At 62.7% G+C, this 25678-nt stretch carries 27 protein-coding genes; 5 read left to right on the forward strand and 22 right to left on the reverse strand.

The genetic code is table 11. From position 1 onward, the window contains the following. Window positions 1–143 precede the first annotated feature (143 nt). The 3 genes from CTEST_RS06455 to CTEST_RS13850 are packed head-to-tail and all read right to left on the reverse strand — an operon-like array spanning window position 144 to window position 1387. Window positions 144–326, reverse strand: coding sequence for a hypothetical protein (locus CTEST_RS06455; protein WP_047253052.1), 183 nt, complete (start codon window positions 324–326; stop codon window positions 144–146). Then, window positions 323–1033, reverse strand: coding sequence for a YceI family protein (locus tag CTEST_RS06460; protein WP_047253053.1), 711 nt, complete (start codon window positions 1031–1033; stop codon window positions 323–325). The genes CTEST_RS06455 and CTEST_RS06460 overlap by 4 nt, the downstream gene beginning before the upstream one ends. A 6-nt stretch (window positions 1034–1039) precedes the next feature. Then, a complete protein-coding gene (locus CTEST_RS13850; RefSeq protein WP_083985469.1) occupies window positions 1040–1387 on the reverse strand; it encodes a hypothetical protein in 348 nt (115 codons plus the stop codon). A gap of 127 nt (window positions 1388–1514) precedes the next feature. On the opposite strand from CTEST_RS13850, the gene CTEST_RS06465 reads away from it, so the two are divergent. Then, entirely contained in the window at window positions 1515–1892 is a 378-nt protein-coding gene (locus CTEST_RS06465) for an RNA polymerase-binding protein RbpA (protein WP_047253054.1), read from the forward strand. A 59-nt stretch (window positions 1893–1951) separates the two neighbouring features. Here CTEST_RS06465 and CTEST_RS06470 read toward each other — a convergent pair whose 3' ends face one another. From CTEST_RS06470 to CTEST_RS06485, 4 genes are read right to left on the reverse strand one after another with little or no spacing between them, the layout of a single operon-like run. Further along, entirely contained in the window at window positions 1952–2749 is a 798-nt protein-coding gene (locus tag CTEST_RS06470; RefSeq protein ID WP_047253055.1) for a polyprenol monophosphomannose synthase, read from the reverse strand. Between the two features lie 32 nt (window positions 2750–2781). Further along, a complete protein-coding gene (lnt, locus tag CTEST_RS06475; RefSeq protein WP_047253056.1) occupies window positions 2782–4245 on the reverse strand; it encodes an apolipoprotein N-acyltransferase in 1464 nt (487 codons plus the stop codon). After that, window positions 4242–4757 (reverse strand): FxsA family protein, encoded by a 516-nt coding sequence (locus tag CTEST_RS06480; protein WP_047254268.1) that lies wholly within the window; start codon window positions 4755–4757, stop codon window positions 4242–4244. Before CTEST_RS06480 ends, lnt begins: the two co-directional genes overlap by 4 nt. Before the next feature lie 10 nt (window positions 4758–4767). Further along, on the reverse strand, window positions 4768–6066 hold the full coding sequence (locus CTEST_RS06485) for a lipase family protein (RefSeq protein ID WP_083985471.1): 1299 nt from the start codon (window positions 6064–6066) through the stop codon (window positions 4768–4770). 29 nt (window positions 6067–6095) lie between these two features. On the opposite strand from CTEST_RS06485, the gene CTEST_RS06490 reads away from it, so the two are divergent. Continuing rightward, complete coding sequence (locus tag CTEST_RS06490; protein WP_052844318.1) at window positions 6096–6542, forward strand: hypothetical protein; 447 nt, start codon at window positions 6096–6098, stop codon at window positions 6540–6542. On the opposite strand, the gene CTEST_RS06495 is transcribed toward CTEST_RS06490, so the two are convergent. Genes CTEST_RS06495 through CTEST_RS06505 form a run of 3 tightly spaced genes read right to left on the reverse strand, consistent with a single transcriptional unit; the run spans window position 6539 to window position 9127 of the window. Then, window positions 6539–7261, reverse strand: a complete 723-nt coding sequence (locus CTEST_RS06495; RefSeq protein ID WP_047253057.1) for an SDR family oxidoreductase — start codon at window positions 7259–7261, stop codon at window positions 6539–6541. The genes CTEST_RS06490 and CTEST_RS06495 overlap by 4 nt on opposite strands. 2 nt (window positions 7262–7263) lie before the next feature. After that, a complete protein-coding gene (ygiD, locus tag CTEST_RS06500) occupies window positions 7264–8034 on the reverse strand; it encodes a 4,5-DOPA-extradiol-dioxygenase (protein ID WP_047253058.1) in 771 nt (256 codons plus the stop codon). Between the two features lie 7 nt (window positions 8035–8041). Continuing rightward, window positions 8042–9127, reverse strand: a complete 1086-nt coding sequence (locus CTEST_RS06505; RefSeq protein ID WP_047253059.1) for a M24 family metallopeptidase — start codon at window positions 9125–9127, stop codon at window positions 8042–8044. Between CTEST_RS06505 and CTEST_RS06510 the strand changes: the two genes are divergently transcribed. Further along, on the forward strand, window positions 9117–9764 hold the full coding sequence (locus CTEST_RS06510) for a trypsin-like serine peptidase (protein WP_047253060.1): 648 nt from the start codon (window positions 9117–9119) through the stop codon (window positions 9762–9764). The two genes, CTEST_RS06505 and CTEST_RS06510, sit on opposite strands and share 11 nt — an antisense overlap. Here the strand turns inward: CTEST_RS06510 and CTEST_RS06515 are convergent. From CTEST_RS06515 to CTEST_RS06565, 11 genes are read right to left on the reverse strand one after another with little or no spacing between them, the layout of a single operon-like run. After that, window positions 9761–12553, reverse strand: a complete 2793-nt coding sequence (locus tag CTEST_RS06515) for a DEAD/DEAH box helicase (RefSeq protein ID WP_047253061.1) — start codon at window positions 12551–12553, stop codon at window positions 9761–9763. The two genes, CTEST_RS06510 and CTEST_RS06515, sit on opposite strands and share 4 nt — an antisense overlap. Window positions 12554–12575: 22 nt before the next feature. Then, entirely contained in the window at window positions 12576–13562 is a 987-nt protein-coding gene (gene tatC / locus CTEST_RS06520; protein WP_376701782.1) for a twin-arginine translocase subunit TatC, read from the reverse strand. Between the two features lie 6 nt (window positions 13563–13568). Continuing rightward, the gene (gene tatA, locus CTEST_RS06525; protein WP_047253062.1) at window positions 13569–13865 is read right to left on the reverse strand and encodes a Sec-independent protein translocase subunit TatA; all 297 of its coding nucleotides are present in this window, start codon (window positions 13863–13865) and stop codon (window positions 13569–13571) included. A gap of 38 nt (window positions 13866–13903) precedes the next feature. Further along, window positions 13904–14878: a helix-turn-helix transcriptional regulator gene (locus tag CTEST_RS06530; RefSeq protein ID WP_047253063.1), complete on the reverse strand. Its 975-nt coding sequence runs from the start codon at window positions 14876–14878 to the stop codon at window positions 13904–13906. Window position 14879: 1 nt separating this feature from the next. After that, window positions 14880–15833 (reverse strand): helix-turn-helix transcriptional regulator, encoded by a 954-nt coding sequence (locus CTEST_RS06535; RefSeq protein ID WP_047253064.1) that lies wholly within the window; start codon window positions 15831–15833, stop codon window positions 14880–14882. After that, on the reverse strand, window positions 15830–17254 hold the full coding sequence (pafA, locus tag CTEST_RS06540; protein ID WP_047253065.1) for a Pup--protein ligase: 1425 nt from the start codon (window positions 17252–17254) through the stop codon (window positions 15830–15832). The genes CTEST_RS06535 and pafA overlap by 4 nt, the downstream gene beginning before the upstream one ends. A gap of 3 nt (window positions 17255–17257) precedes the next feature. Next, a complete protein-coding gene (locus tag CTEST_RS06545) occupies window positions 17258–17446 on the reverse strand; it encodes a ubiquitin-like protein Pup (protein WP_047253066.1) in 189 nt (62 codons plus the stop codon). Window positions 17447–17467: 21 nt separating this feature from the next. Continuing rightward, a complete protein-coding gene (dop, locus tag CTEST_RS06550) occupies window positions 17468–19009 on the reverse strand; it encodes a depupylase/deamidase Dop (RefSeq protein ID WP_047254272.1) in 1542 nt (513 codons plus the stop codon). 20 nt (window positions 19010–19029) lie between these two features. After that, complete coding sequence (gene arc / locus CTEST_RS06555; protein WP_047253067.1) at window positions 19030–20529, reverse strand: proteasome ATPase; 1500 nt, start codon at window positions 20527–20529, stop codon at window positions 19030–19032. 21 nt (window positions 20530–20550) lie between these two features. Beyond that, window positions 20551–21387 (reverse strand): tRNA (adenine-N1)-methyltransferase, encoded by an 837-nt coding sequence (locus CTEST_RS06560; RefSeq protein WP_047253068.1) that lies wholly within the window; start codon window positions 21385–21387, stop codon window positions 20551–20553. A gap of 25 nt (window positions 21388–21412) precedes the next feature. Next, entirely contained in the window at window positions 21413–22666 is a 1254-nt protein-coding gene (locus CTEST_RS06565; RefSeq protein ID WP_047254273.1) for a M18 family aminopeptidase, read from the reverse strand. A gap of 36 nt (window positions 22667–22702) precedes the next feature. On the opposite strand from CTEST_RS06565, the gene CTEST_RS06570 reads away from it, so the two are divergent. Both CTEST_RS06570 and CTEST_RS06575 read left to right on the forward strand, forming a co-directional pair. Next, a complete protein-coding gene (locus tag CTEST_RS06570) occupies window positions 22703–23527 on the forward strand; it encodes a RecB family exonuclease (RefSeq protein ID WP_047253069.1) in 825 nt (274 codons plus the stop codon). Window positions 23528–23889: 362 nt separating this feature from the next. Then, on the forward strand, window positions 23890–24093 hold the full coding sequence (locus tag CTEST_RS06575; RefSeq protein WP_144413238.1) for a hypothetical protein: 204 nt from the start codon (window positions 23890–23892) through the stop codon (window positions 24091–24093). 81 nt (window positions 24094–24174) lie between these two features. On the opposite strand, the gene CTEST_RS06580 is transcribed toward CTEST_RS06575, so the two are convergent. Beyond that, a complete protein-coding gene (locus CTEST_RS06580; RefSeq protein ID WP_236686165.1) occupies window positions 24175–25482 on the reverse strand; it encodes an HNH endonuclease signature motif containing protein in 1308 nt (435 codons plus the stop codon). Window positions 25483–25678 lie beyond the last annotated feature (196 nt).

Genomic DNA, 25678 nt, shown 5'->3' on the forward strand with positions numbered 1-25678 from the left:
GCGCACCTACTCGATTAACGCGTCTGATCGCATCGGCGATCTCGAATTGCCATCTCCTCGCCAAGCCTTGGAATCGCGAAAAGTGGCCCTGGAGCTCCTTCTCCCCCTATGCTCCGGGCCACCTTTATTACGTCACTGTGACGTTATTTAGCGTGATCTGAGCCTTTTTGACGGTACGCATAAATCAGTTGGGCAACAGTCAGGCCGGCTAGTCCGATCGAGATGACGACGAAGATGGTCTGCGACTGGACGGCCATGAAGATGCCGAAGGCGATGATGACAACGAGGCGGATCCACATGGCGGGGATCATGCGGGTGGCGATCATGAAACCTTCTCCAGGGAGACGCGGATATTCAGTTCGCCTTCTTCGTCGATCTTGGCGGCCACGAACTCGGGAGACTCAACGCCGTAGTCGTGGCGGTTGATGCGCACGTCTCCGGCGACGATAATCCGGTCGCCATCGCGCAGCACGTCGAACTCGTGGATGAGCGGTCGGCTTTCGCCGCGCACCTCGAGGTCGCCGGTGAGTGTGATTGGCATGACGCTGCCGTCGTCAGGCACGGCGGAAAGGTCGGCCGGTTCGGTGATGGTGAAGACGGCGTTGGGGTATGTGTCAGTGTTGAGGATCTTGTTGCGGACGTTGATGTCACGGCGCTCGTTGTCTGAAGAGACCTTTGCCATGTCGACGGTGATGGATCCGGCGGTGAGGGTGCCGGCCTCGATCGTCGCAAAGCCTTCTACGGCGGAGGTGGAGCCGGAGGTATTCTTGCGCTCACCAGGCAGGATCTCGAAGAAGGTGTATCCGACGGAGGTGGCGTTGGCTCCCCCGCCGCGGGCCACGTCCCATTCACCATTAATGTCGGTGGAAGCGGGCTTGACGTTGTTTGTGTTCACGCCTTCGGTGCGGACACCGGGGCCCATGAACGCGGAGTAGACCATGGGGACCACTGCGACGAGCGCCAGGATCACGATCAGGACGACGAAGAGTGAAATGATCAGTTTGCGGCCGGTGGGCGTTGATCTATCGGACATAATCTATTACCTCAACTTTTCGATGGCCCGAGCGAGCTGCACCAACTCTGCACACAGGTCCTTGATCTCTTCTGGTTCGGCGCCTTCTGCCGCAGCTGTGGCGACGTCTTCGGCCGCACATCGCAGCTCAAACAAAGAATCCCGCAGGTGGGTGACGCGGTCTGGATGAATAATAACCGCATCCTGCGGGATAGTGGTACCCGTGACGTTATGCCGTTGCTCGTAGGCACGCTGCTTGCAGGAAACAGTGCAATACTTGCGGGGTCTCCCCCGCCCTGACCTGCTTATTTCTCGACCACACCAGGCACACGTGGGTGTCTGGTCTGGATGGGTTATCGTCACTCGATCAACCATAGCCCATCGGCGACAGACGCTTGGGAACAAACGGCTGGTGTAGTCCGTTATACTGGTACGTCTATCAGTGTCGAGGACGGGCTTTTGGTCCTCACCCCGGGAATCCACAGTAAAGGATGATGCCGCAATGGCAGATCGCGTACTCCGCGGCAGTCGAATGGGCGCAGTCAGCTACGAAACTGACCGCGACCACGACCTTGCCCCGCGCCAGATGGTCAAGTACCGCACCGAAAGCGGAGAGATTTTTGACGTCCCCTTTGCGGACGATGCGGAAATCCCCGAGGAGTGGATGTGCAAGAACGGCCAGCTGGGCACGCTCATTGAGGGCGAGGGAGTCGAGTCCAAGCCGACGAAGCCCCCGCGCACCCACTGGGATATGCTCCGTGAGCGCCGGACGATCGAGGAGCTTGATGTCTTGTTGGAGGAGCGCATTGAGCACTTGCGTAAGCGCCGCCGCTCGGCAGCTCGGCTGCTGAAGGAACAGCAGGCTCAGCAGGCAGAGTAGTTATAAGAACAAGGGCCGGTGAGGGAATTCCCCTCACCGGCCCTTGTGATGTGTCGTGCCTAGCGGCGGCGACGAAGGCGATTGAACTCGTAGGATGCGAGCTTGCCAACTTCTTTCGAGATCTCCTTCACCTGAGAGGTGCGGTGCTTAATGCCCCACTTGGTCACCTCGAGCAGGGAGTCTTTGACAAAGCTGCCGTCCAACTTGGACTCACCGATCTCGCGCTCGGTGAACGTAATCGGAACCTCGCGGACATCGTAGCCATCGGTGACGGCTCGCCACGCGAGGTCGACCTGGAAGATGTAGCCAGCTGCGGAGAGGGCATCGAAATCGAGGGCTTCCAAGACCTCGCGGCGAATCGCGCGGTAGCCGGCGGTCATATCGCTGAGACCAGCACCGAGTGCCAGGGAGATGTAGAGGTTGCCGCCCTTGGACAGGATCCACCGCTGTCGGGGCCAGTTGATAACTTTGCCGCCGGGAACGTAGCGGGAACCGATAATGACGTCCGCTCCCCTATCCACCTCTTCCAGCAGTAGATGGAGCTGCTCGGGGGCGTGGGAGCCATCGGCATCCATTTCGCAGAGCACGGTGTATTCGCGCTCGAGGCCCCATTGGAACCCGGCGATGTAGGCGCCCAGGAGACCGCCCTTGCCCTCGCGGTGGAGAACGTGCACGTGGGTGTCGTCGGCAGCGAGGGCATCAGCCTTTTCGCCGGTGCCGTCGGGGCTGTTGTCATCGACGACGAGGATGTCCACGTCCGGGGTGGCTGCGCGGACCCGCCCGACGATGAGCGGAAGGTTCTCCAGCTCGTTGTAGGTGGGGATGATCACCAGGGTCGCGTCACTGGGCTTTGTCAAAGAGATCTCCTTGGTTTTATCGGTGCTGGTGATCAGCGTCGGGTGGTTACCAGAGCAGAAATCACGAGGACACCACCCATAATAATCAGCGCCAGTTGTACTGCGAAACCGTGGCGGACTGCGAAGGTAATGGAATCTCTCAGCGGGAGGGTTTCTACGAGGGCGGCGGGCTCGAAAATCCCGGTCTCTTGGGAGACAGAACCGTCGGGATGGACCATGGCTGAGACACCGGAGGTGGCCGCCACAACGAGCGCCCGGTCGGTTTCGATGGCCCGCAATCGGCTCATTGCCAGTTGCTGGTAAGTCATGTCGGTGAAACCGAAGGTGGCGTTGTTCGTGGGGGTGCTCAGCAGCTGCGCGCCGTCGAGGACAGCCTGCCGGTACGCCGGGTCGAACGCCACTTCGTAGCAGGTGGCCACGCCGAGGACGATGTCACCGATGTCGACGGTGAAATCGCGTTCGCCGGGCTGGAAATTGCCCGCTTGGTCCACGTAGGGGGAGAACCGGCGGAAGAAATCTCGCATGGGCATGTACTCGCCGAAGGGCTGCAGAAAGTGCTTATGGTGGTAGTCTCCCGGGCCCGTCTCCGGATCGAAGACCATCATGGTGTTGCGCGGGCCGACCTCGTCCCGGGTGATGGTGCCCACGAGGATGGGGGCGTCGACGGAGGCGACGGCGGCGTCGATAAGCGAGCGGGCCTGAGGGTCCGCGAAGGGATTGACGTCAGAGGAGTTTTCGGGCCAGATGACGATGTCGGGAGAAGCATCCAGCGATTCAGTGACGCGGGCGTGATTGGCAAGGACGGCACGGCGCTGGGCATTGAAATCGAGGCCCATGCGCGGCACGTTGCCCTGAATGGCCGCGACCTCGATCTCCCCCACCGTCGCGCTATCCCGGTTAACCACCGTCATCCCCGTGGCCAGACCAGCAGCCAGGGGCACGACGATCGCGAACACCGCCACCACGCGCGTTCGCCGATGAACCAGGCCGACGACGCCCACGCCGCACATCACGGCGGCAAAGCTAACCAAAGCGGGGCCACCCCAGACAGCAAGATTGGCCAAGGGGCCGTTGATTTGGCCCCAGGCCAGGCGCACCCAGGAAAACCCGCCAAAGGGGAATGAGCTGCGAGCCCACTCCACGAGGACGTAGAAGAAGGGGAAGGCGAGGAAGCCGAACCGCCAGCGGGCTATCGCCACGCCGCCGACGCCAAGGGCCAGGGCATAGAGCGCACAGAAGACTGCGAGGGCGATGTAAGGAAGCTTGCCGACGAACTCGCCGATCCACGGCAGCATCAACAGGTACAACACGAGGGCATGGAGGAAACCAATGAGCGCGCCCGACCAGAACCCCGGGCGCGAGCGCCAGGGCATAAGCGACACGTAGAGGAGCGCCATGCCCGCGATTCCGGCCCACCACCAGCCCGTGGGTTCATTAGAAAGATAGGCGAAAAGCCCCGAGGCTGCCGCGATGAGCAGCCTGAGCAGTAGGCTCACTTATCGTCTTTCGGCTGGTGGTCGCCGCCGAAATCCTCCGGCTGGATGTTCTCGGTCCAGCCGCGGATCTCCTCTTCATCGATGACCGTACCGGCGCCGAAGGACCCATAATTGGTGTGAGCGCGACCGGCGTTCGTCGCCTCGAAGCTGCGCACGCCGAGGTCTTCAACCGTTTTGACCAGCTTGACGGCGAGGACCTGGCGGATGAGGCCGCGGGTCGGGGCGAAAATGAGCAGCAGGCCGAGGATCGAGGACACGATGCCGGGGATACCGCCGAGAATTGCCCCGGCGGTGAGCAGGCCGTAATCGCCGGCGAGGCGACCCGGGCCGATCTTTTGGGCGGCGGCCGCGCGGCTCACCCGCCGCATTTCCACGCCAGCCAAAATCAAGGAGATCGCCATGAGGGCGAAGACCGTGAGGATGGCCCAGCCGACGCCGATCCACGAGGCAACGGCCCAAAAGGCGAGGGCTTCGATAACGAGATAAGGAATGACTGCGAGAAGGAATGGCACGTACGCCACCCTACCGTCGTAACTGATCAAGCAACCACCCGACGTCCTCGGCAATGTGGCGATAATAGGGGCCGAAGTGGTTGAAGCCGGTGCGCCCCGGGAGACGCGGGGTGAGGTTTTCGCGCCAGGTGATGTCGCCACCGAGCCGCCGCCAGTCCCGATGCAGGGCGCGGACGATGTCAATGGGAATGACGTCATCATTTTTAGAGCCCCACAGCAACACCGGAGCGGTGGGTGCTGCGCGCCCCAGGCGTCGGGCGTCGAACTCCTGCGACACGGCCGGGAGGTCTTCTAATAGTGATCCCAACGTCGCCCCGGTGCGAGTCCACGTGGCCGAGGATTGCCACCCGGAGGCCAGCACCGATCCGCCGGCGCACGTGGTGATGTAGTTCATGAGCTGGGTGATTCCCTCCGGGGTGAGCACGGAGAAGATCTCCTCGTGGATGTCCGGGGAGGTGACCATGAGACCGGCGGTGGCGTAGGCCAGCACTCCGGTGACCAGGCTGCCGTCGACGTGGCGCAAGACGTCTTCCAAGCGGGCGGGCGGCGCACCCACCACGGCGGCCTTGACCTCCACGCCAGGCGCATACGATTTCTCCTCCAGGGCGCGGGCCACGGTGCCTCCACCTTGGGAGAACCCCCACATGCCCAAGGGGGCCTCCTGCGGGAGGCCGAGGACGTGGGAGGCTCGGACGGCGTCGATAAGCGAGTGAGCACCGGAGGTGTGATCGCAATAGAGCTGCAGCTGCAGGTCGGGATCGCGGGGATAATCGGTGATGACGACATGGCAGCCGGCGGCGAGCAACAAATTGATCACGGGCAGCTCGTAGGCGGCGATGACGTCGATCGGCTGCGCGCGGAACACACTCGCGCCCACGGTGCAGCTATAGGAAGGATCGCAATGCTTGGCCACGCCTTGTGTCGACGGCGCGAAGGCAATAACCGGCCGGGCCCCGCCGCGCCAGACGCTGTGCGAATGGAAGTACGCGCCCGTCGCAGTGATGGTGTGGCCGCGGGCATCGGTGGTGACGTATTCCATGCGCTGGGCGGTAGCGGGGTTGAGGGAACCAGCCGTTCCCAGCAGGCGCATCGGCGAAGACTTGAGCAGCGTGCCGGGTTGCTGGCCGATGACCCAGGTGGCGTCACCGAAGCCGGGCTCCGATTCCCACCGCGGGTAATCCACGGCTCGAGTGGGGGGCATCTGCCGCCCCATGAGACGCCGCACACCTCCACGCATGACCGCGTGCCCCAGGGATAGCGCGGTGCGAGCAGCGGTTCGATTGACGCCGGTGCGGTGGATGCGGGACATGTCCACCACCCTAACTAGAATGTGGCCCTGTGACCGACGTTGAACATTTCGAAATCCTTGCCTTCCCCGGCGCCGTCGTGGCCCCGGGTGGCTGGGAGGCCCTCGCACACGTGGCTGACCACCACGCCGACGGACTCCTACACGTCCCGATGGAGGGCGGCGTAGTCCTGCACGCCTCCACGTCTGGCCCAATAGAGCCCCTCAGCTCCGCCCCCGGCACCGTCCCGACGGGTCAGATCGGCTGGATTGAGCAAAGCGACGGCTTGGTCACCCTCGGCGCCGCCGTGCCGCCGGGTGTGTTGACCTCGCACATGGCCCGGATGCTCGACGTTATTGATACTCCCATCGTGCTGTGCACCGACCGGGTCCTCCACATCACGGACTTGGACGAGCACATTGCGGAACAGGTAGTCCGGGTGCTGGCCCCGCTAGGGCTCGTCTTCGATGCCAACTCTCCCCTGCTCACCGAGTTTTAGCGGGGCATCCGCCGCCAGATCGGTCGCGGGACCAGCCGCATGACATACGCCAGCAGCCTGAGACGCCTGGGAATCCATAGCGTGCGGCTGCCCGTGCCGCGGGATAGTTCCTGTGCCACTGCCTCCGCCACATCTTCCGGAGTCACCGACATCGGGGCCGGGGTCATCCCCTCCGTCATGGAGCCGATGACAAAGCCCGGCCGCGCGGTGATCAGCCGCAATGGGCTGCCGTGCAGGCGATCAGAAAGCCCCTGGCAGAAGGCGTCCAGACCTGCTTTGGTGGAGCCGTAGACGTAGTTGGCGCGCCGTGCCCGCCAGCCGGCGATGGAAGAAAAGGCAACGATCTCACCGCGCTCCATCGTGGAGGCCAACACGGTGAGCATGCTGATCTGGGCGGTGTAGTCGATGGTGGCTATCTCCACGGCGTGGGCTTCGTCCTGCTCGGCGCACTCCTGGTCGCCGAGGATGCCAAAGGCCACAATTGCCGTGCTCACCTGCCCTGCGGCGTCGACGACGGCGCGGTGGGAGGCCAAGTCGGCGGCATCGAACTCCAGGGTCCGCACCTCGGTGGCGCCAGCCTCCAGGGCCCGACGCGAGATCTCCTCCAGGGCGAAGGGGCGGCGCGCGGTGAGCACGACCGGGCGCCCGGCGCACAGGCGGAGCAGGAGTTCACCGCCGATGTCACTTGTACCGCCGAGGAGGAGGATGCCGTTGCTCATGTTTATGAGGCTACTCGGTACCCGGTCATGGACAAGCTGCCCAAGGTGCGCTGTTCATTGAAAACATCCACCTGGCCTCCCAGTTCCGCATTGACTCCGGCGATGTAGGCCAGCGGCAGGAAGTGGTCCGGGGTGGGCACGGCACGAGGGAAATCAGGGTGAGAGGTTAAGGATTCCAGCCGGGACGGGTCGTCGAGCATGATGTCGCGGGCGGCGGCATCAAAGCTGTCGGCCCAGGCCACGCCGTTGTTTCCGGCCTGCCAGTCCACGAGGGACAAGTTGTGGACAACATTGCCGGAGCCGACGATGAGGACGTTATGGTCCCGGGCCAGGGTGGCCAGGCGGGTGCCCAGCGCAAAGTGCTCGCTTAACGGTTTGGTGGCGTCAATGGAGAGCTGGACCACCGGGATGGAGGCGTCGGGGAACATGTGCTTGAGCACCGACCAGGTGCCGTGGTCCAGGCCCCATTCGTGGTCATTCTGGACCAAGGTTGGCTTGGCGACGTCGCGGACTAATTCGGCGATTTCGGGGTCGCCGGGGGCGGCATACGTCACTTCGGAAAGCTCCGGCGGGAAGCCCCAGAAGTCGTGGATTGTGCGGGGGTTGTCCATCGCGGTGACACCGGTGCCTTCGGTGTACCAGTGGGCGGATACGGAGACGATCGCGCGTGGGGCGATGCCGCTGCCCAGCGAGGACCAGGTGCGGGTGAATTCGTTGTTGTCGATGGCGTTCATGGGTGAGCCGTGCCCAACGAACAATGCGTTTGTAGTCATGTCCCCATTATAGGGAACGTTGTTGACGTGTCAACACATCGGCGCCCGACGACGTCACCGTCACGATGTCCTCCAGTCGCATGCCCCACTGGCCAGGCAAATAAATCCCCGGCTCGATGGAAAAGCACATCCCCTCCTCCAGCACCAGGTCATTTCCCGCCATGATGTACGGCTCCTCGTGCGTGGACAACCCAATTCCGTGCCCGGTCCGATGGATGAAAAACTCGCCGTAGCCCGCCTCCGCGATCACCTCGCGCGCCGCCCGATCAATCGCTTCGGCAGTTACCCCCGGACGCACCGCCGCCACTGCCGCCCCATGGGCCCGTTCGAGCACCTCATAAGCGGCGGCAACCTCCGGCGTTGGCTCCCCCACCGTGTAGGTTCGGGTCGAATCCGAGTGGTAGCCGCTGTCGAGAGTGCCGCCAATATCCACCACCACGCAGTCCCCCTCCTGCAGCACCCGAGAAGAAAAACTATGGTGCGGGTTCGCCCCGTTGGGCCCTGATCCGACAATGACGAAGTCCACGGCCACGTGCTCCGCCACAATGAGCTGCTCCAGTTCCTTTGCCACCTCTTCCTCCGTGCGCCGGCCCCGCAGGAGTCCAGGCACCTGCGCGTGGACATCATCGATAGCGTGGGCAGCCCGGCGTAGCTGCGCGATCTCATCGAGATCCTTGCGCATGAACAACTCCGACAGCGTCGTCGCGGCCGGCACGGTCGCCCGTCCACCGAGCAGCTCCTGCAGTCGCAACACATGCACGGTCGTCAGGCTCGACCCGAGTGCCACCGCACCCGTCTGCGGCAGGTGATCCACTGCCAGGCGGTGAGGATCATCGCCGTCGCGCCACCCGCGGACGTCGATAAGCTCTCGGGGAGCGTCACCGATATCGGTGGCAGGTGCCAGCAGCACCGGCGCGCCCTCCGCGGGTACCACCAGCGCAGTGAGCCGCTCATGGGACGACAGCCACGAACCAGTGAGATACGCCAGCTCCGGGCCCGTTCCAATAATGAGGCCAGCCAGCCCAGCCTCGCGGGCCAGTTCGGCGGCACGGGTGAGACGATTTCGGTAGACGATGTCAGACATGCCCACCATGGTAGGCGTCGACGGTATCGTAGAGACGATGAACGACGACTTCGTTGTGCGACTGTCGGCCGGCCCCGCCTATTGCTCCGGCGCCCTCATCAGCCCCGACCTCAACGCCGCCGAAGCCCACACCGAGTACCTGCTCACCTGCGGCCACTTTATCCCCCACGTGACCGGCCCTGTGCACGTCACGGGACAGCGGGTTGACGCCCTAGTCCTGGACAGCCTCCACATTCCCCGCACCGATCTGGCAGTGGTCCGCATGGATCGGCGATCCTCAGCAGCTCAGCTGCTTCGCGTATCGACGTCCCGGCCACCCCTCTTCGCTCGTGCCCTCACCCTCAGCTTCGGAGGAGGTTCAGCCCGGGCGACCGAACGCCACGGTCGAGTATGGGGACGCTCCCCCGCCTCCATCGCCCGCAACGGGCAGGTTGTCGTCCGCCCCTCGGCTGTGCTGTGGAACACTCCCCCGACCGTTGGGGGTGACTCGGGAGCACCCGTCATCATCGGCGATGAGCTGGTGGCGCTCCAATCGATCGGCAATGACTGGGGAGGCAACGTCATCCGCTTCGGCAGCAGTCAGCAGCTCGCCCCGCACCGCCCCGCGATCGCCGAGGCGGTGGCGACCCTACAGGACCGCCACTAGCTGCCGATGGCCACCACTCCACGGCGGATGGCGTCAATGGCGCGCCGCGCATTGGCGCTAATGTCGTCGGTATAGCCGGTCTTAGCCACCTGCTCGAGCAGGTCAATGACCTGGCGGCACCAGCGCACGAAATCACCTGGGGTCAGCTCCGCACCCGATTCCGCCGCAGCGGCGAGGCAGTAGCCCAGCGGGGCACCCGCCGCCCACTGATGTATAGACAATGCGAAGCCGCCCTCCGGCTCTCGCGTGATGGGCAACCGATGACGACGCTCATCCGCGGCCAACTCCGACCAGATCCCGGCCGTGGCGTCCATGGCGGCCGCCATGCGTTCGGTCGCTGCCTGCGACTCCCCACCGCCCGAGTACTTGCGGTTTTCGAAAGTGCACAGGGACACCACTCCCGCCAATTCTGCCGGGTCCAGCTCGTTCCAGATACCGCGGCGCAGGCACTGGGCCACCAATAGGTCCGACTCGTTGTGGATCTGCGCCAACCGCGCACCCTCCTCGGTGATCACCGGTGTGCGCTCCGGACCGGTCCCCTCGAACTCGACGTAATTCATCTCCGAGAGCAACCCGATGATGCGCTCGAAGTGCTTGCCCAGGGTGTCCGTGGCTCGCTCCACCCGCGACTGCAGGCGAGCGAGATCGCGCTCCCGGCGGGTGAGCTTCTCCCCCACCCTGGCCAACTGTTCCCGATCCGTCGTCGGCCAGGAATGCACCGGGTGTGCCGTGAGCTCCGCCCGCAGGGCAACCACCTGCTTCGAATCCCGCACTCGAGCCTGCTGGCGCATCTTTTTCGGACGCCCATAAGAATTGCGCTGGAACTGCTGGGTGACGTAGCGGGTGTTCTTGCGTGGAGCCGCCGTCACCTTGCGCGGCAAGCTCATGTGCCCCAGCACGATCGGCGGGTTAGCAAAACCGGCGGCATCGATCCGACCCGACCACCCCTGCTCCGTGGTTACCCACGGGCGCGGGTCCTTGGCCTGGCTGGCCGGTGAGACGACGACCGCCAACACCGGGTGCTTCCGGCCCGGGATCGCGATGACCTCGCCCAACTGCAGGCGCGCCAAGATGCGCACGGTCTCCTCGACGCGCTGATTGAGTGAATCCTGCCGCGCCGCCCTCTCCTCGTCCGACAGCTGCCGGCGAAGGCGCATGTATTCCACCAGCTGCTCCGCCGGGTCTTCTCCCTCCATCGCGGGCGGATTAAACACCGCGATGTCCTTGTCCAACTGGGCCCGCAGCTCCCGGACGCGATGTTCCGCCCGCTCGATCTCCCGGACCTCATCGACCACCGAACCGTCAGCCTGGTACTGGGCAAAGGACTTCTCCAGTAGACGCAACGAGGGCTCGAAGCCAATCATGTTGAGCAGGTTGACGGCCATGTTGTAGCCGGGCGCAAAAGTAGAAATCAGCGGGTAGGTCCTCGTCGACGCGAGCCCAGCGACCGCCCGCGGATCCATCGCCGGTGACCACTGCACGACCGCGTGCCCGATGACGTCAATGCCCCGCCGCCCGGCCCGGCCAGTCAGTTGGGTGTACTGCCCCGGGGTGAGCTCCACGTGGGCCTCGCCGTTGTATTTGACCAGCTTTTCCAGCACCACGCTGCGCGCGGGCATATTGATCCCCAGCGCGAGGGTCTCGGTGGCGAATACCGCCCGGACGAGTCCGCGCACGAACAACTCCTCCACGATGTGTTTGAAAGCAGGGAGCATGCCCGCGTGGTGGGCGGCGAAGCCACGTTGCAACGCCGCCTTCCACTGGTTGAACTGCAGCACCTCCAAGTCTTCCTCGGGGATGCCTGCGACGCCGGCGTCGATAATCTCACCAATAAGCTGCGACTCCTCCTGCGAGGTCAACACCAGATTGGAACGCAGACACTGGAACAGCGCCCCTTCACAGCCGGCCCGGGAGAAAATGAAGGTGATCGCCGGGAGCATGTCCATGCCCTGCAGCACCCGGAGCACATCGGGGCGGCTGACGGGACGCTGCCGATCCTGTGGGCGCTTGGCCCCAGAACGACGGCCGGCAGCCCGAGCGCGGAAACCCTGGCCGGACTCCCAGTCATCGCGTCCCTCCGTGGCGGCGGCTTCCTGCAGCCGGTCGATCCGCCGCTCCAGCTCGCGATTGACCTCCCCACCTGTGCCCGGCTCGAACAGCGGATAGATCTTCCGGCCGACCATCATCCATTGCTCCAACGGAACCGGGCGGGTATCGGAGACTATGACCGTCGTGTTGCCCCGGACAGTGCTCAGCCAATTGCCAAACTCCTCCGAGTTGGACACGGTCGCCGAGAGCCCAATGATGTTCACCGACTCATCCAGGTTGAGGATCACCTCTTCCCACACCGCGCCGCGTGACTGATCCGCGAGGTAGTGGATTTCGTCCATGACCACGTGGCTGAGCCGATCCAAGGCGAAAGAGCCGGCGTAAATCATGTTGCGCAACACCTCGGTCGTCATGACGACGATCTCGGCGTGGCTATTGATGGACACGTCGCCGGTGAGCAGGCCCACGGCATCCTCACCGTGTGCTTCCACCAAGTCGTGATACTTCTGGTTGCTCAGCGCCTTGATGGGAGTGGTGTAAAAACACTTCGTGCCCTGCGACAACGCGAGTGAAACCGCAAACTCTCCGACGATGGTCTTGCCTGCACCGGTGGGAGCGCACACCAACACCCCGTGCCCCTCCTCGACGGCTTGGCAGCCAGCGATTTGGAAATCATCGAGGGGAAAATCCAGGGCGGCGACAAACTCGGAGAAATGGGAAACGTGGTGGTCTTCGTTCATGACCACCACGGTACTGAAGGTTCTAAAGAACGTCGCCGAAATCTGGTCGCTGGCGACGGTTACTGAAGTCAGCGGCCGGCTCGATCGGCACCGGAGCGCCAACTGGTTGCGGGGCGTCGACTCCGCCGGGCCCGGTATTGAGCGAGGAGGAAGCCTCGTCGTCGAGGTCCATCCACTCCGGGCGTTCCCGGTTGCGGCGTTTGTCGTTCCACCGGCAAAATTGCAGCGCCATTTCGACCAGCAGGGTCAACGAGAGCGCGAGGACCACCATGGAGAAGGGATCTTGTCCCGGTGTCATGAAGGCCGCGAAGACGAAGAGCACCAGGATGATGACGCGGCGCTTGCCCTTGATTGCGTCATATTCCAGGATGCCGATGATGTTGAGGGCGGCGATAAACAGCGGGACTTCAAAGCTGACTCCGAAGATCAACAGCAATGCCAGGAGGAACCCGAAGTAGCGTTCGCCGGTCAGGGCGGCCGCCTGGAACTCATCACCGATGGTCAACAGGAATGACAAGCCGAAGTGGACCACGAAGTAGGCGAGGATGGCGCCAGCGACGAACAGCGACACCGCGATGGAGACGAAGACGAACGTCCAGCGGCGCTCATTCTTCAACAGCCCCGGGGTGATGAACTCCCAGATCTGGAACAACCACACCGGAGATGACAACACGGCACCAGCGAGGGCACCGACCTTGAGGCGCAGCATGAACATTTCAAACACGCCCGTTGCCAGGAGGCGACATTGGCCGTCCCCGGAGAAGTCAGCCCGGCTCTCTTGCGGAAGAGAACAGTAGGGGCCACGCAAGATTTCCCCCAAGGGCATCAAGCCGAAGGGGGCGGATTGGTACCAGATGAAGCCAATGATGGTGCCCACGATCAGCGCCAGCAAGGAGATAATGACCCGGCGGCGGAGTTCTTGGAGGTGTTCGACCAGGGACATCTCCCCGGTCTCATTTTTCGGCTTCTTCTTAAACCGGAATCGCTTGCGTTTCTGCTCGGTCGTCATGACCAATTACTGCTGCGGCTGCTGGGGACCCTGCTGGGGGTAGCCCTGCTGAGGTTGCTGCGGCTGGGCCTGCGGGGTCGGCTGATTCTGGGGCTGATCCCAGTAGCTCTGCTGCCCCGTGGTGATCTGGCCTTGCTGGGTCTGCTGCGGTTCGTCGTCGTTCTTCATCTCCTTGACCTCGGACTTAAAGATGCGGGCGGAACGACCGATGGAACGGGCGGCGTCGGGAAGCCGCTTGGCGCCAAAGAGGAGGACGAGAAGGAAAGCGATGATGAGGATCTCTGGAAGGCCGAGGTTAGGCATTGGAACCTTTCAAGTCGGGGCGGGTCTGCTGCAGGCAGCTAGTCTGACGTCCTATCATACGCGCCGAGTCCCGCTACCGCGCGTTGGTGCACGGCGTTGACAAGAGATTCTGGCCCGATGACGCTGAGTCGATCGGATTGCCCGAGCACGAAGCGGATGAACCACTCGCGGGAGCCGACGGGCATGGTGGCTTCGACGCGGCCGTCGATAAGCGTCTTCCCCAGGGTGAGGGGGAAATAATCCGCCAACCACGTGGCATGGGGTTCGACAGCCAGCACCGCTTTTTCCTCGACCGCGCGGAAACCGAACGGATCTTTCGAGTCAAAGGCCATCTGGTTCAGGTGCGGCGCGGCGGCCTCGTCGAGCAGCTCCACGGAGCTCATGCGGTCGGCGCGGAAGTGCTTATGCGCGCCGCTGGTCTCCTCCCAGGCGGTGAGGTAGGTCTCGCCGGCATTGACGAAGATGCGCACGGGATCAACGGTGCGCACCGTCGAGGTATCCGAGGATGCCGAATAGTAGGTGAATCGAACGCGGCGGCCCGCGTCGAGGGCGCGGCGCATGAGCTCCTGGGGCTGGGTTTCCGCGGGATCATCGGCGGCCAGGGAGTCATAGACCGCGACGGCCTTCGGCGCCAAGATTCCCCGAAGCTTCGCCGCCGCGGACAACACGGCCTCCCGGTCGGTGAGCCCCGGCATCGCCTCGAGGGATTCCAGCGTCAACAGCAACGCCCCGGCTTCCGTCGGGGTGAGGCGCAAAGCGCGGTCCATTCCCTGGGAATTGTTGATCATCACCGCCCGGTAATCAGCAGTAAGATCCACCAGCTCCTCTGGCCATTGCCCGACTCCCGTGCAGGTCAAGCGGTGAAGGTCGGCGAGGATTTCTCCTGGGGTCCGCCCCAAATCCTTGGCGGCCTCCATGATGCTGCGCTCCGGGTGCGCCTGAAAATACGGGAGCAGGTTGAGGGAGCGGACGAGGCTGTCGAGCTTCGCGGGCGAGTCCTGATGGGTAGCCATGCTATCGAGCTCCTTGGAGTAGATCGGCAACCTGTGCGCGCACGTCGGCTGGCTCGACGACGGAGACATCGGGCGCGAAGCCCGCTGCGGTGCGAGCGAGCCAGTCCCGGTCGACGTCGATAAGCTCGATCAGCCCGTCGGGGCGGCGGGTGCCGGCAGAAGAGAGCTCCAGGGCGACGCCCTCGGGGATGTCCAGGACGGCGTCGACCCGTTGGCGGCCGAGCCGCAGCGATTCTTCGACGATCTCCTGGACCGATTCTGGCTCGGGGTGGGTGGCGAGTTCGCGCCGCGCGCGGATATCGCTCACCCGGTTGAGGCGGAACGAGCGGGGTGCGTCGCGGTCGATGTCGTGGCCGACAAGGTACAGGCGCCCATGGAGATTGACCAGGCTCCACGGGTCCATCGTTCGGCGCACCGGCTCGGACGTGGGCAGCGAGGCGTAGGAGAACGTCATGCGGAAGCCGTTGCGAATGATAGTGAGGATCGAGGTCAGTACCTCGGGCGCGAGCGTGTTCAGGTCGTTGACGGCTGTAAACACGGGCGCCTGGGACAGGTCCCGGCTTGCCCCGGAGGCCGCCAACTTGGTCCAGCCGGAACGGGCGAACACGCCCAGCTCGCTGGCCTGGCCCATTTCCCCCGCCAACCCCAGCACCGCCGCTTCCTCGGGGGTGAAGGTCATGGCGGGGAGTTCGTACTCGGCGGACTGCAGCCCATAGGTCGTGCCTCCGCCGTTCTCCTCGGACTGGCGTGCTTCCAGGGGGACACCCGCGCGGGCGAGGGTGGCGATGTCCCGGTGGAGCTTGGTCAAAAACGAGTCGTTGTTGAGGTCGGAATAGCCGTCGACGTGCTCGCGGATCCAGGCCGGGGTCAGGCGTCGGCCGCCGTTTTTATCCGCTGCCAGCAGCGCGAACACGAGGCTGGTCAGCCGGTGCACGGCGGCATCTTGCTTGCTCATGCGTCGTCTCCGTAGTCCCCGGCGTGGGCGTCCATGTAGTCAAGCAGGCCGTCCACTCGCTTATCGACGGCCGCGAAAGGATCGTTCAGCTCAATCAGTTGCGGTTCCGGCGCATTGACTTTCAGGTGGACCCAATCGGCGGTCACTGGGGCGCCCAGGCGCTCAGCGTGGCGCAGGAAGCGGCCCCGCAGATGGGCTCGCGTCGTCGTGGGTGGCTCGAGGATCGCCGCCTCAATCTCCTCGTCCGTGGTCCATCGCTGAGCCAGCCCCTTCGACTGCAGGAGCGGAAACAGTCCCCTACCGGGGCGAAAATCGTGGAACGCGAGATCGATCTGGGCGAGCTTGGGATTGTTCCACTCCTCGCCCAGACGTTCCCGGTAGCGGTTGAGCAAGGTGTACTTAATCACCCAGTCGATCTCCCGGTCAACCAGTGAGAAATCCTGCGTGCGGATGGCGTCGAGCTGGCGGGCCCACAGATCAACCACCCGGCGCAGCTCCTCGGTCGGGGTTCCCTCATCGGGGCGCTCCTCCACCCACGCCTGAGCCGCCGCGAGGGTCGCCTCCTGGACTTCCAACGCCGTGACGGTGCCGCCATCCTTCAAGGTCAGCAGCGTCGACCCAGTGATATCACGGGCAATATCCCGGATGTGAGCGATGGGGTTGTCCAATTCGAAGTCAGGCAACGACACGCCAGCCTCGATCATCTCCAACACCAACATCGTTGAGCCGACCTTGAGCGCGAACGTCGGCTCCGACATATTCGAATCGCCGACGATGACATGCATGCGGCGGAATCGCTCAGAATCGCCGTGCGGCTCGTCGCGGGTATTGATGATGGGCCGCGAGCGCGTCGTCGCCGAGGAAATTCCCTCCCACACCTGGTCGGCGCGCTGGGACATGAGGAACCCGGGCTGGAAAGTGCCCGTGGCGCGACCGATCATCCCGGCGCCGCAGATGAGCTGGCGGGTGACCATGAAGGGAAGCAGCAGCTTGCCCAAGGTACGCAGCGGCAGATGGCGGCCGACCAGGTAATTTTCGTGGCACCCGTAGGAGTTACCCACCGAGTCGACGTTGTTTTTAAACAGAAAAACCTTGGCGTCGATGCCGTCGGCGCCTAAGGCCTGCTCCGCCGAACGGGCCAGGTCATCGACCATTCGATCCCCCGCCCGGTCGTAGTTCAGCACCTGGGTGAGGCTATCGCACTCCGCGGTCGCGATCTCAGGATGCGAGCCGACATCGAGGTACAGGCGCGAACCATTGAGCGTGAAGATGTTGGAGCTGTTGTATCGGGCGACGATGGGCCGAAAAAGATAGCGGGCGATCTCATCGACCGTGAGCTTGACGTTCGGGTCTGCCGGAACCGCGGTGATCCCGTACTCCGTCTCCACCCCGACGATGCGGCGCGCGAACAGACCCTCCACGGCCTACTGACCGCCCTTCTGGACGTAGGAGCGGACGAAATCTTCCGCGTTGGTTTCCAACAGCCCGTCGATCTCATCGAGGAGGTCGTCGGTGCCGGTGGTGGTGAGCTGGGCTTGCCCGGCCGTGGCATCAAGGGCGTCGTCGTTGTCGCCGGCGCCACCTGAGGTGGCCTGGGTCTGGGGTCCGGTCATGGTGGGGGTACAACCTTTCAATCAGGATTTGTTGTGGTGGGTGACGTAGGTGTTGTTCGGCTCGATGCCGACCGCCTGCAGACCGTGAAGCAGCTCGGCGGTGGTGCCCGCGGCGTCGATAATCGCGCCCACCTGCTCCCGGGTGAGGCCGTCGACGTCATTGGTGGCCAGGCGGGCGGAGACATCGCCGACCTTGAGGATCATGGTCTGCCAGGAGGCAGCGATGACATCCTCGCCGAACTTCGCCGACACCGCTCCGCGGAACCACGCCCGGGAATCGGCAGGTGGGGTGGTCGCTGCCCGCTCGATCTCTTCCGGCGCGGCCAGCGTGTGCATTCGGCCGCGGCGCACGAGCGCATGATACAGCGACTTCGCCGGATCAATGTCCGAGTATTGCAGGTCGATGAGCTGCAGCTTCGCGTCGGAGAGGCTCAGCCCACGATCAACATAACCCTTGATCAGGGACCACTTCGCCGTCCAGTCCAGCAGATGAGCCGTCTTCAACGGATCGTCCGCCAGCAGGTCAAGGACCTCGCCCCACAGCGCGATGACGCGCTGATCAACCTCATCGACCGCGGAGACGCGGGAGAGGTAGACCCGCAGGATGTCGATGGCGGTGAGCTCGCGGCCGTCGCGAAGCAGCAAGGAGTGAGTGAGGCTCAGGTCATGCGAGACGTTCTTCAACTCGGCGACGGAATCGCGCAACCGCAGATCGGAGAAGTCCACGCCGTTCTCAATCGCGTCGATGACCAGCTTGGTCATGCCCAGCTTGAGGAAGGTCGAATACTGCGACATGTTCGCATCGCCGACGATGGTGTGCAGGCGACGGAACTTCACCGCGTTGGCGTGCGGCTCGTCGCGGGTGTTGATGATGCCGCGGTTGAGCGTCGTCTCCAGGGAGACCTCCTGGAAGAAGTAATCCGCCCGCTGCGAAATCTGGAACCCCTCCCGCTCCCCCGACTCACCGATGCCGATGCGACCAGCACCGATAATGATGTTGCGCGTGACAAAGAACGGGATGAGCGCCTGGGCGAGGACATCGAAATCCGTCTGCCGCGAGTACTGATAGTTCTCGTGCGCCCCATAGGACGCGCCCTTGCCATCGACGTTGTTCTTATAAAACTTCAACGGCGGGCAAGGATCGTGATGTTTGAGGATGGACACGCCCTCCTCGTACAACTCCGCCACATCGGCAGCCGCTTTGAGCAGAATGAGATCGCCGGCGGCGTCGTAGACCATCGCGTCATAGGCATTGGAACACTCCGGTGAGGAGTACTCGGGGTGGGCGTGATCGACGTAGAAGCGCGCGCCATTGGCCGTCACCACATTGGCGATGCCCACCGCATCGGGATCGACCACGGGAACAGTGTGGTATCTCCGCAGGTCAAAGCCGCGTGTGTCCTTCAACGGCGATTCTTCCTCATAGTCCCACCGCGAACGCGCCCCGGTATTCATCGCCGCATAGGCCACCACCGCATGAGTCGACGTGACGATGGGACTCAACCCCGGATCAGCGGGGGTGGAGATCCCGTATTCAATTTCCGTTCCCATGAAACGAGTCATGCCCATCACCCTAATCCACGTCAGCCCACCACACGGGCTTCCACGACCCGAGATCCATGGCGCCCGGTAATCCGACTCCACACATCAGGGTTCGCCGTGTCCGGCAGGTCCTCGCTTTCGTGATGCTCAGCGAGGACAGCCTCGGTGAGGTGTTGCGCCGTCACACCAGCGGTGTTCGTCCCCGCCAGGTGATCCTTGATGGCCAGCTTCTTCGCCCGGTCGACGATGTTGGCAATCATCGCGCCGGAGACAAAGTCCGAGTAATACAGCGTTTCCACCCGTCCATCGACGAGGGTCAGCTCCACGTAAGGCCGGGGTTCAAAGAGCTTATCGACGCCCACCTCAATCAACTCCTCCACCGGTGCCGCATGCGGCACATCAACGGTGAGATGACGCCGGAAGATATCCAACGCACCGTCGCGAGTGGGCCGCTGAACCCTGATCTTCACATCGAGTCGACCGGGGCGCAGCAACGCGGGATCGATGAGCTCCTCACGGTTGGTGGCGCCGATGATGATGACGTTGGACAGGTTTTCCACGCCATCGAGCTCGGTGAGCAGCTGCGGCACGACGGTCGTTTCCATATCGGAGGACACGCCCGAACCTCGCGTGCGGAAAATCGACTCCATCTCATCAAAGAAGATGATCACCGGGCGCCCATCACTGGCCAGCTCCCGGGCGCGTTCAAAGATGAGGCGGATGCGGCGCTCGGTCTCGCCGACGAACTTATTCAGCAGCTCCGGACCCTTGACGTTGAGGAAGTAGCTGGCGGAGCCATCTCCCACCCGGGTAGCCAGCGAATTCGCCACCGCCTTAGCAATGAGCGTCTTGCCGCACCCCGGCGGGCCATAGAGAAGCACGCCCTTGGGGGGATGAAGCTGATAATCGCGATAGAGCTGCGGATGGGAAAACGGCAGCTCCACGGCGTCCTTGATCTGATCAATCTGCTCATCGAGGCCGCCAATGTCCTCGTAGGTGACGTCCGGAACTTCCTCCAGGGACAGCTGCGACACCTCGGTCTTGGGGATCCGCTCGAAGGCGAAACCAGCCTTGGTGTCGACGAGGAGAGTATCTCCCGCTCGAGCCGTATCAAGCAGTGGTGTGGCCAGCCGAATCAAGCGCTCATCGCCGTTATGGGTGGTCACCAATGCCCTCGTCGTGGTCACCCGCTCCGTCACCATCGCCAGCTCCCCCGTGTCGGTGAAGCCGCAGGCCTCGACCACAATGGCGCCATCCCCCAGCCGCACCAACGTTCCCGGAACCAGAGCCTCCGGCGCGACATTCGGCGAAATCTTCAACCGCATGTGCCGCCCAGCGGTGAACACCTCCGCGTCCCGTCCCTTTTCCCCATGATCGAGGAAGACCCCATAGGTCGAGGCTGGCTCCGCGAGCGCGTCAATTTGCCCCTGCAAGTCCTGGAGCTTGTCCCGCGACGCCTTGAGTAACTGGGCTAGCTTGGCGTTACGAGTCCCCAGGGTCTGCAGTTCGCGCTTAAGTGACGTGGTGTCGGCTGATTCCATACCCTTACTGTAATCAGCCGCCTACTTGCGCGCGCGACGTTGCGGGCGAGGCGGCGTCACCCCATCAGCCAGGCGCCGAGCCCAAATGAGAAACGCCGTGTGGGCATTCATGCGATGCTCCGGTCGGGTGGCCAGGCCCTCGACCTTCCATTCCCTCACCAGCGATTCCCAGGCCTTCGGCTCGGTGAAGCACTGCAGCTCCCGGATACCCTCCATGACCTTCATCAGCTGCGGAACCGTAGCCACGTAAGTCATGAACACTCCACCGGGAATCAGGACGTCGCGGACAACAGGCAGGCATTCCCACGGCTCCAGCATGTCCAACACGACGCGGTCCACCGGCCCGCCGAGGTCCTCCACAGTCACCTGCGTGAGGTCGCCCAGGCGCGGGTCCCAGGTTGCGGGCCGCCCCCCGAAGAACTCATCCACGTTCGACATGGCGTAATCGAGGTGATCTTGGCGGATCTCGTAGGAAATCAGCTGGCCGTTTTCACCAATGGCACGCAGCAGGCTCATGGACAACGCGCCCGATCCGGCTCCCGCTTCCAGCACCCTGGCGCCGGGGAAGATGTCACCCTCGAGGATGATCTGCGCGGAGTCCTTCGGGTAGATAACCGCTGCCCCGCGAGGCATCGACAGCACGTGATCAACCATCAGGTGCCGAAACAGCAGATAATCCGCCCCGAGAGTCGAGCGCACCACCGACCCCTCATCCATGCCAATGATCTGATCATGTTCGACGATGCCCTTGTGAGAATGGAACTTCGCACCCGGCTGAAGAATCAGGGTGAAGTGCCGACGCTTGGCGTCGGTGAGTTGGACTCGGTCGCCGGGTTGAAACGGGCCGGAGTAGGCCATGGGGGAAGTGCTCCTCACGTGGGGATTAATGATTGATCAAGTATGCCTCAAGCGCGTCCGCGAACCACAGCTGGTCGCGGACGCCGGCCAGTTCGCGTGCCGAGTGCATCGACAACAGCGGCACCCCGACATCAACCGTGGGGATACCCAGGCGCGTCGCGGTGATGGGGCCAATGGTCGATCCGCAGGGCACGTCGTTGTTTCCGACAAACACTTGCGACGGCACGCGCGCCGACCGGCAGGCATGCTCCCACCTGGCCACGGTGACTGCCGTCGAGGCATACCGCTGGTTGGCGTTGATTTTGGTCACCGGGCCCTTCCCGATGATCGGCTGATGAGCCGGGTCATGCTTCCCCACATAGTTCGGATGCACCGAATGGGCCGCGTCGGCCGAAACACAGAATGAGCGCCGCAGCATTCGCTGAAACTCGTCCGCCGTGGCACCCAGCGCGTCGGCAGTTCGGCTGAGAACCTGCTCGAGAATCGGGCCCGCCGCCCCAGTCGTCGACGCCGATCCGATCTCCTCATGGTCGAACGCAGCGAGGACGAGGACATCATCGCCGGCATCGCCGGAAGCGATTGCCCGCTGGAAGGCCACTAGTGACGCGTGCACCGAAGACAAGTTGTCCATACGTCCGGCGGCGATAAGCTCCATATCCGCCCCAAAAACGTCGCCTTTTTGGGCATCCACAGTGATCAGGGCGTGTGCGTAAATATCATGCTTATCGACGCCCGCAGCCTCCGCCACTGCGTCCAGCACCGTCGCCCCGGTGGTCGAGACCACCGGCTGCATGTGCTGTTGACGATCCAACTTCAACTCGCTCGAGCGATCCAGGTGGATCGCCAAATGAGGAATGCGGGCGATGGGTCCCGTGTTAACCAACCGTTGAGAGCCATCCGCCAACACGATCTGCCCAGCGAAGCTCAGCTCCCTATCCAGCCACGACGCCAAAATTGGCCCGCCATAGACTTCCACGCCTGCCTGTTGCCAGCCGCTCGCACCAATCTCCGGCCGAGGCTTGAGCGTAAAGCCAGGTGAATCAGTGTGTGAGCCAATGATGCGGAAACCCGCCTGCGGCCCCGCACCTTCCGGAACCCACCACGCCATCACCGCACCTCCGCGCACGAGGACGTGACCCCCTGCCTCAGCATTCCACGCCTCTTGTTCATCTTGCCGGTGGAAGCCTGCCTCTTCCAGCCGCCTCGCCACCTCCTCCGCTGCATGGAACGAGCTCGGCGACGACGCAATAAAGTCAAGGAAATCTGAAGTCTGGTTCATACCCACCACTGTGCCACGGCTAGGGTGTGAGGCATCATGAGCACTCCTCGACCACTTGCCCTGTCGCCCTCCCGAGCTTCCGACTACAAGCAGTGCCCCCTCCTCTACCGCTTCCGGGCCATCGACCGCCTCCCGGAACCGAAAACACTGGCTCAGGTCAAAGGAACACTGGTGCATGCGGTGCTCGAAAACATGCATGGTCTCGCCCGAGAAGAGCGCACCTATCCCGCAGCGGTCAAGCAACTCAAGCCAACCTGGGCCGGGATGTGCTCCGCGGATGATGAGCTTTCCCAGCTCGTCCCCGACGACCAACTCATGGACTTCCTCATCGAATGCCGCAGCCTGTTGCGCGGCTACTTCGAAATGGAGAACCCGCAGGGCTTCGACGCCCACGCCGTCGAAATGTACGTCAACACCGTCTTACCCAACGGCGTACCGGTGCGAGGCTTCATCGACCGAGTCGACATCGCCCCCACCGGCGAAGTTCGCGTCGTCGACTACAAGACGGGCAAGAAGCCCCAGCCCCGCTGGTCCCATGATGCCCAATTCCAAATGCGTTTCTACGCCCTCGTGTACTGGCGTCTCCATGGAACTATCCCCCACCAGCTGCGATTGATGTACATCAAGGTCCTTGATTCAATGTTCCTCCAGCCCTCCAAGGAGGAGCTCGAATACTTTGAACGTGACCTCGCCGATCTTTGGGCGAAAATCACCGCCGACGGCCAATCCGGACGATTTCGTCCACAAACCTCGAAGCTCTGCGGATGGTGCTCCTTCCAATCCTTATGCCCCGAGTTTGGTGGCACTCCCCCGGAGTATCCAGGATGGCCAGGTACTCCAGAAACCACCTCTGGTTCCTGACTCTAACCACACTCTATGAGGAGACCTCTGGAACATTTGGCTACCACTCCTCATTCTCTTCATTTCGGCCTGGGTAACTCTCTGGGCTGGGAGGGAATCACCTAGCATCCCTTCTCTCTGCGATGTCACTTGTTGCACTAGTGAGGGGCGCAACTGCCCTATCAATCGCATTTGCCTTGGTCGCCACAACATCAGGAATTCTCCTCGCACAGCAGGCACAGAGTTGAGGACAACCTGGAACCCGTTCCACTACCTAGTGTTTACGGACCTTTTCTCCCGGGCACGTGGCCAATAAGCGCCAAAAAATGCACCTGGGTCGCTGATTTTTGGGTAGGATAAGGTTTCGCACAAAGAAGCCGAACGTGAAGGAATCCATGAAACGATTGATGCAGGACCACGGTGGACTCACTATTGCTATAGTCGCGCTGGCCGTTACGATTGCGGCACGACTACTTATTGATCTTCTGGTTGAGTGGCCCACCATCATCGACTGGATCGTGTCCATTGCTTTGGCAGCGATTGTGTGCACGGTTGTAGCGAAGAGAATTCAGAAGCAGCCTGGGTAGATTTCTCGTTGTCTCGATGGCGTCGTACAGTGTGATTTTCGGGTAAGGGCATAGCACATCCAGCCTTCAGCCTTCGGAAAGCTAGAACGGTGGTGGTTCCTCCGGAGGTGGTGGCGGTGGCGGCCCCTCCCGCTCCACTTCCTCCGCCCGCTGGGCCTGGGACTCCGACCTGATCCTTGCCCGCCGCTTCGCAATTCGCTGCGACACCGTCTGCATCCACCGCCGCTCACTAGCAGCCAGCGGGCCATCCCCCTCTGACTCCGCCCACGTACCATCCTCAAATAGGAAGAACTTCTGCCGCGTCGCCGGATCGAGGACATAGAAGACTCGGCGATCAGTTTTCATCGCATGATGCTTCACACACAACGCCACCAGGTTCTCCGCACTGGTGGGCCCGCCATCAGCATGATTAATCCGATGATCCATCTGTGCCCGGTGTGCTGGTGCATCACACCCACCCATCGCGCACGTCCCGTCCAATCCGGTAATCAACGAACGAATATCCGACGGAGTGGAATACGCCGCCGACACCTTTTCCCGGATCGCATCCATATCCACCCCCTTATTCGCCAACTCCATCAAATCGTGGGTGCGCTTACTCCTTAAGTACCCCACCCCAGACACCCACCCCGGGGCACCAGGAATATCCGATGCCCGATACAGGTTAATCGTCACCGTCGTGGAGCCTTCCCCTTTGATCAACGCACACAACGCTTCGGCGTGACTGACTCCATGAGCAAGTGCATAGTTACGTACCCGGAGATCAATCTCGTGGGCAGTGACCCCATCAAGATCAGCATGCACAACGCCTCTGCCATCGGTATAAGAGATAGAGAAACTATCAGCAGGGGCCGGGGCAGGATCCTCCGAAGAAATCGACTCATCAAGCATGATGATGATCGCGTTGAGACGCTTCTTGATCGCCCCCACCGTCGGCAAGACCTGATTAGCCCGGGTTGGAGTGAGAAACTCCGCTAATTCGGTATCAATGAGATCCACATGCTCCAGGACGGTGGTGTCTGCCTTGCACAAGACACTATCGATCGCTTTCAGTCGCAGAAGATCAAGATGAAAATGAGTCTCCTGGACCTGTTTAAGCTTCGGGAGTTCCTGCAGGCGATGGTGGGCATTGATCGCCGACATCAGGAAGCTATCCCCCCGCCCCAAAGAGCGCCGTAAACGAGCGAGGACAAGGTCGATGTCGTCTTCATCGCCGGGTAAGGAGGACTGCCACAGCTGATAGTCCTGCTTACGTAACTGGGTGCCCTGGCGGGCAACAGGATCATGAGGGCAACTAACCGCGTAGTAGTGCTCGGGGTCGGGGCGCACCGGGGCGACCCGGAAAGGGTCGATCACCTCGATCGGTGTGTTCGGGAAGACAATGTCCATGGTCACGTGTGTTCACCCCCTCGTGTGTCGCCTGCGTGTTCTAACGTCAATAGTAGAACACGCAATCGAATATCGCAAGAGGTGTGAGGCAACTTTCCAGCGGACTGCCGAATCCCGCAATCACCTGGCAAGTTGTCGGCGTTAGCCAAATAGACCGCACCTCCCGATTTAAGGATCGGGAGGTGCGGTAGACATC

Source organism: Corynebacterium testudinoris, from assembly GCF_001021045.1.
In the GTDB taxonomy this organism is placed as follows: domain Bacteria; phylum Actinomycetota; class Actinomycetes; order Mycobacteriales; family Mycobacteriaceae; genus Corynebacterium; species Corynebacterium testudinoris.

Bases quoted from the DNA above. Each gene is read 5' to 3' on its own strand.
- CTEST_RS06455 (WP_047253052.1), bottom strand. From the start codon at position 326: ATGATCGCCACCCGCATGATCCCCGCCATGTGGATCCGCCTCGTTGTC.
- CTEST_RS06460 (WP_047253053.1), bottom strand. From the start codon at position 1,033: ATGTCCGATAGATCAACGCCCACCGGCCGCAAACTGATCATTTCACTC.
- CTEST_RS13850 (WP_083985469.1), bottom strand. From the start codon at position 1,387: ATGGTTGATCGAGTGACGATAACCCATCCAGACCAGACACCCACGTGT.
- CTEST_RS06465 (WP_047253054.1), top strand. From the start codon at position 1,515: ATGGCAGATCGCGTACTCCGCGGCAGTCGAATGGGCGCAGTCAGCTAC.
- CTEST_RS06485 (WP_083985471.1), bottom strand. From the start codon at position 6,066: ATGTCCCGCATCCACCGCACCGGCGTCAATCGAACCGCTGCTCGCACC.
- CTEST_RS06495 (WP_047253057.1), bottom strand. From the start codon at position 7,261: ATGAGCAACGGCATCCTCCTCCTCGGCGGTACAAGTGACATCGGCGGT.
- ygiD (WP_047253058.1), bottom strand. From the start codon at position 8,034: ATGACTACAAACGCATTGTTCGTTGGGCACGGCTCACCCATGAACGCC.
- CTEST_RS06510 (WP_047253060.1), top strand. From the start codon at position 9,117: ATGCCCACCATGGTAGGCGTCGACGGTATCGTAGAGACGATGAACGAC.
- CTEST_RS06505 (WP_047253059.1), bottom strand. From the start codon at position 9,127: ATGGTGGGCATGTCTGACATCGTCTACCGAAATCGTCTCACCCGTGCC.
- CTEST_RS06515 (WP_047253061.1), bottom strand. From the start codon at position 12,553: ATGAACGAAGACCACCACGTTTCCCATTTCTCCGAGTTTGTCGCCGCC.
- tatC (WP_376701782.1), bottom strand. From the start codon at position 13,562: ATGACGACCGAGCAGAAACGCAAGCGATTCCGGTTTAAGAAGAAGCCG.
- tatA (WP_047253062.1), bottom strand. From the start codon at position 13,865: ATGCCTAACCTCGGCCTTCCAGAGATCCTCATCATCGCTTTCCTTCTC.
- CTEST_RS06530 (WP_047253063.1), bottom strand. From the start codon at position 14,878: ATGGCTACCCATCAGGACTCGCCCGCGAAGCTCGACAGCCTCGTCCGC.
- CTEST_RS06535 (WP_047253064.1), bottom strand. From the start codon at position 15,833: ATGAGCAAGCAAGATGCCGCCGTGCACCGGCTGACCAGCCTCGTGTTC.
- CTEST_RS06545 (WP_047253066.1), bottom strand. From the start codon at position 17,446: ATGACCGGACCCCAGACCCAGGCCACCTCAGGTGGCGCCGGCGACAAC.
- dop (WP_047254272.1), bottom strand. From the start codon at position 19,009: ATGACTCGTTTCATGGGAACGGAAATTGAATACGGGATCTCCACCCCC.
- arc (WP_047253067.1), bottom strand. From the start codon at position 20,529: ATGGAATCAGCCGACACCACGTCACTTAAGCGCGAACTGCAGACCCTG.
- CTEST_RS06560 (WP_047253068.1), bottom strand. From the start codon at position 21,387: ATGGCCTACTCCGGCCCGTTTCAACCCGGCGACCGAGTCCAACTCACC.
- CTEST_RS06565 (WP_047254273.1), bottom strand. From the start codon at position 22,666: ATGAACCAGACTTCAGATTTCCTTGACTTTATTGCGTCGTCGCCGAGC.
- CTEST_RS06570 (WP_047253069.1), top strand. From the start codon at position 22,703: ATGAGCACTCCTCGACCACTTGCCCTGTCGCCCTCCCGAGCTTCCGAC.
- CTEST_RS06580 (WP_236686165.1), bottom strand. From the start codon at position 25,482: ATGGACATTGTCTTCCCGAACACACCGATCGAGGTGATCGACCCTTTC.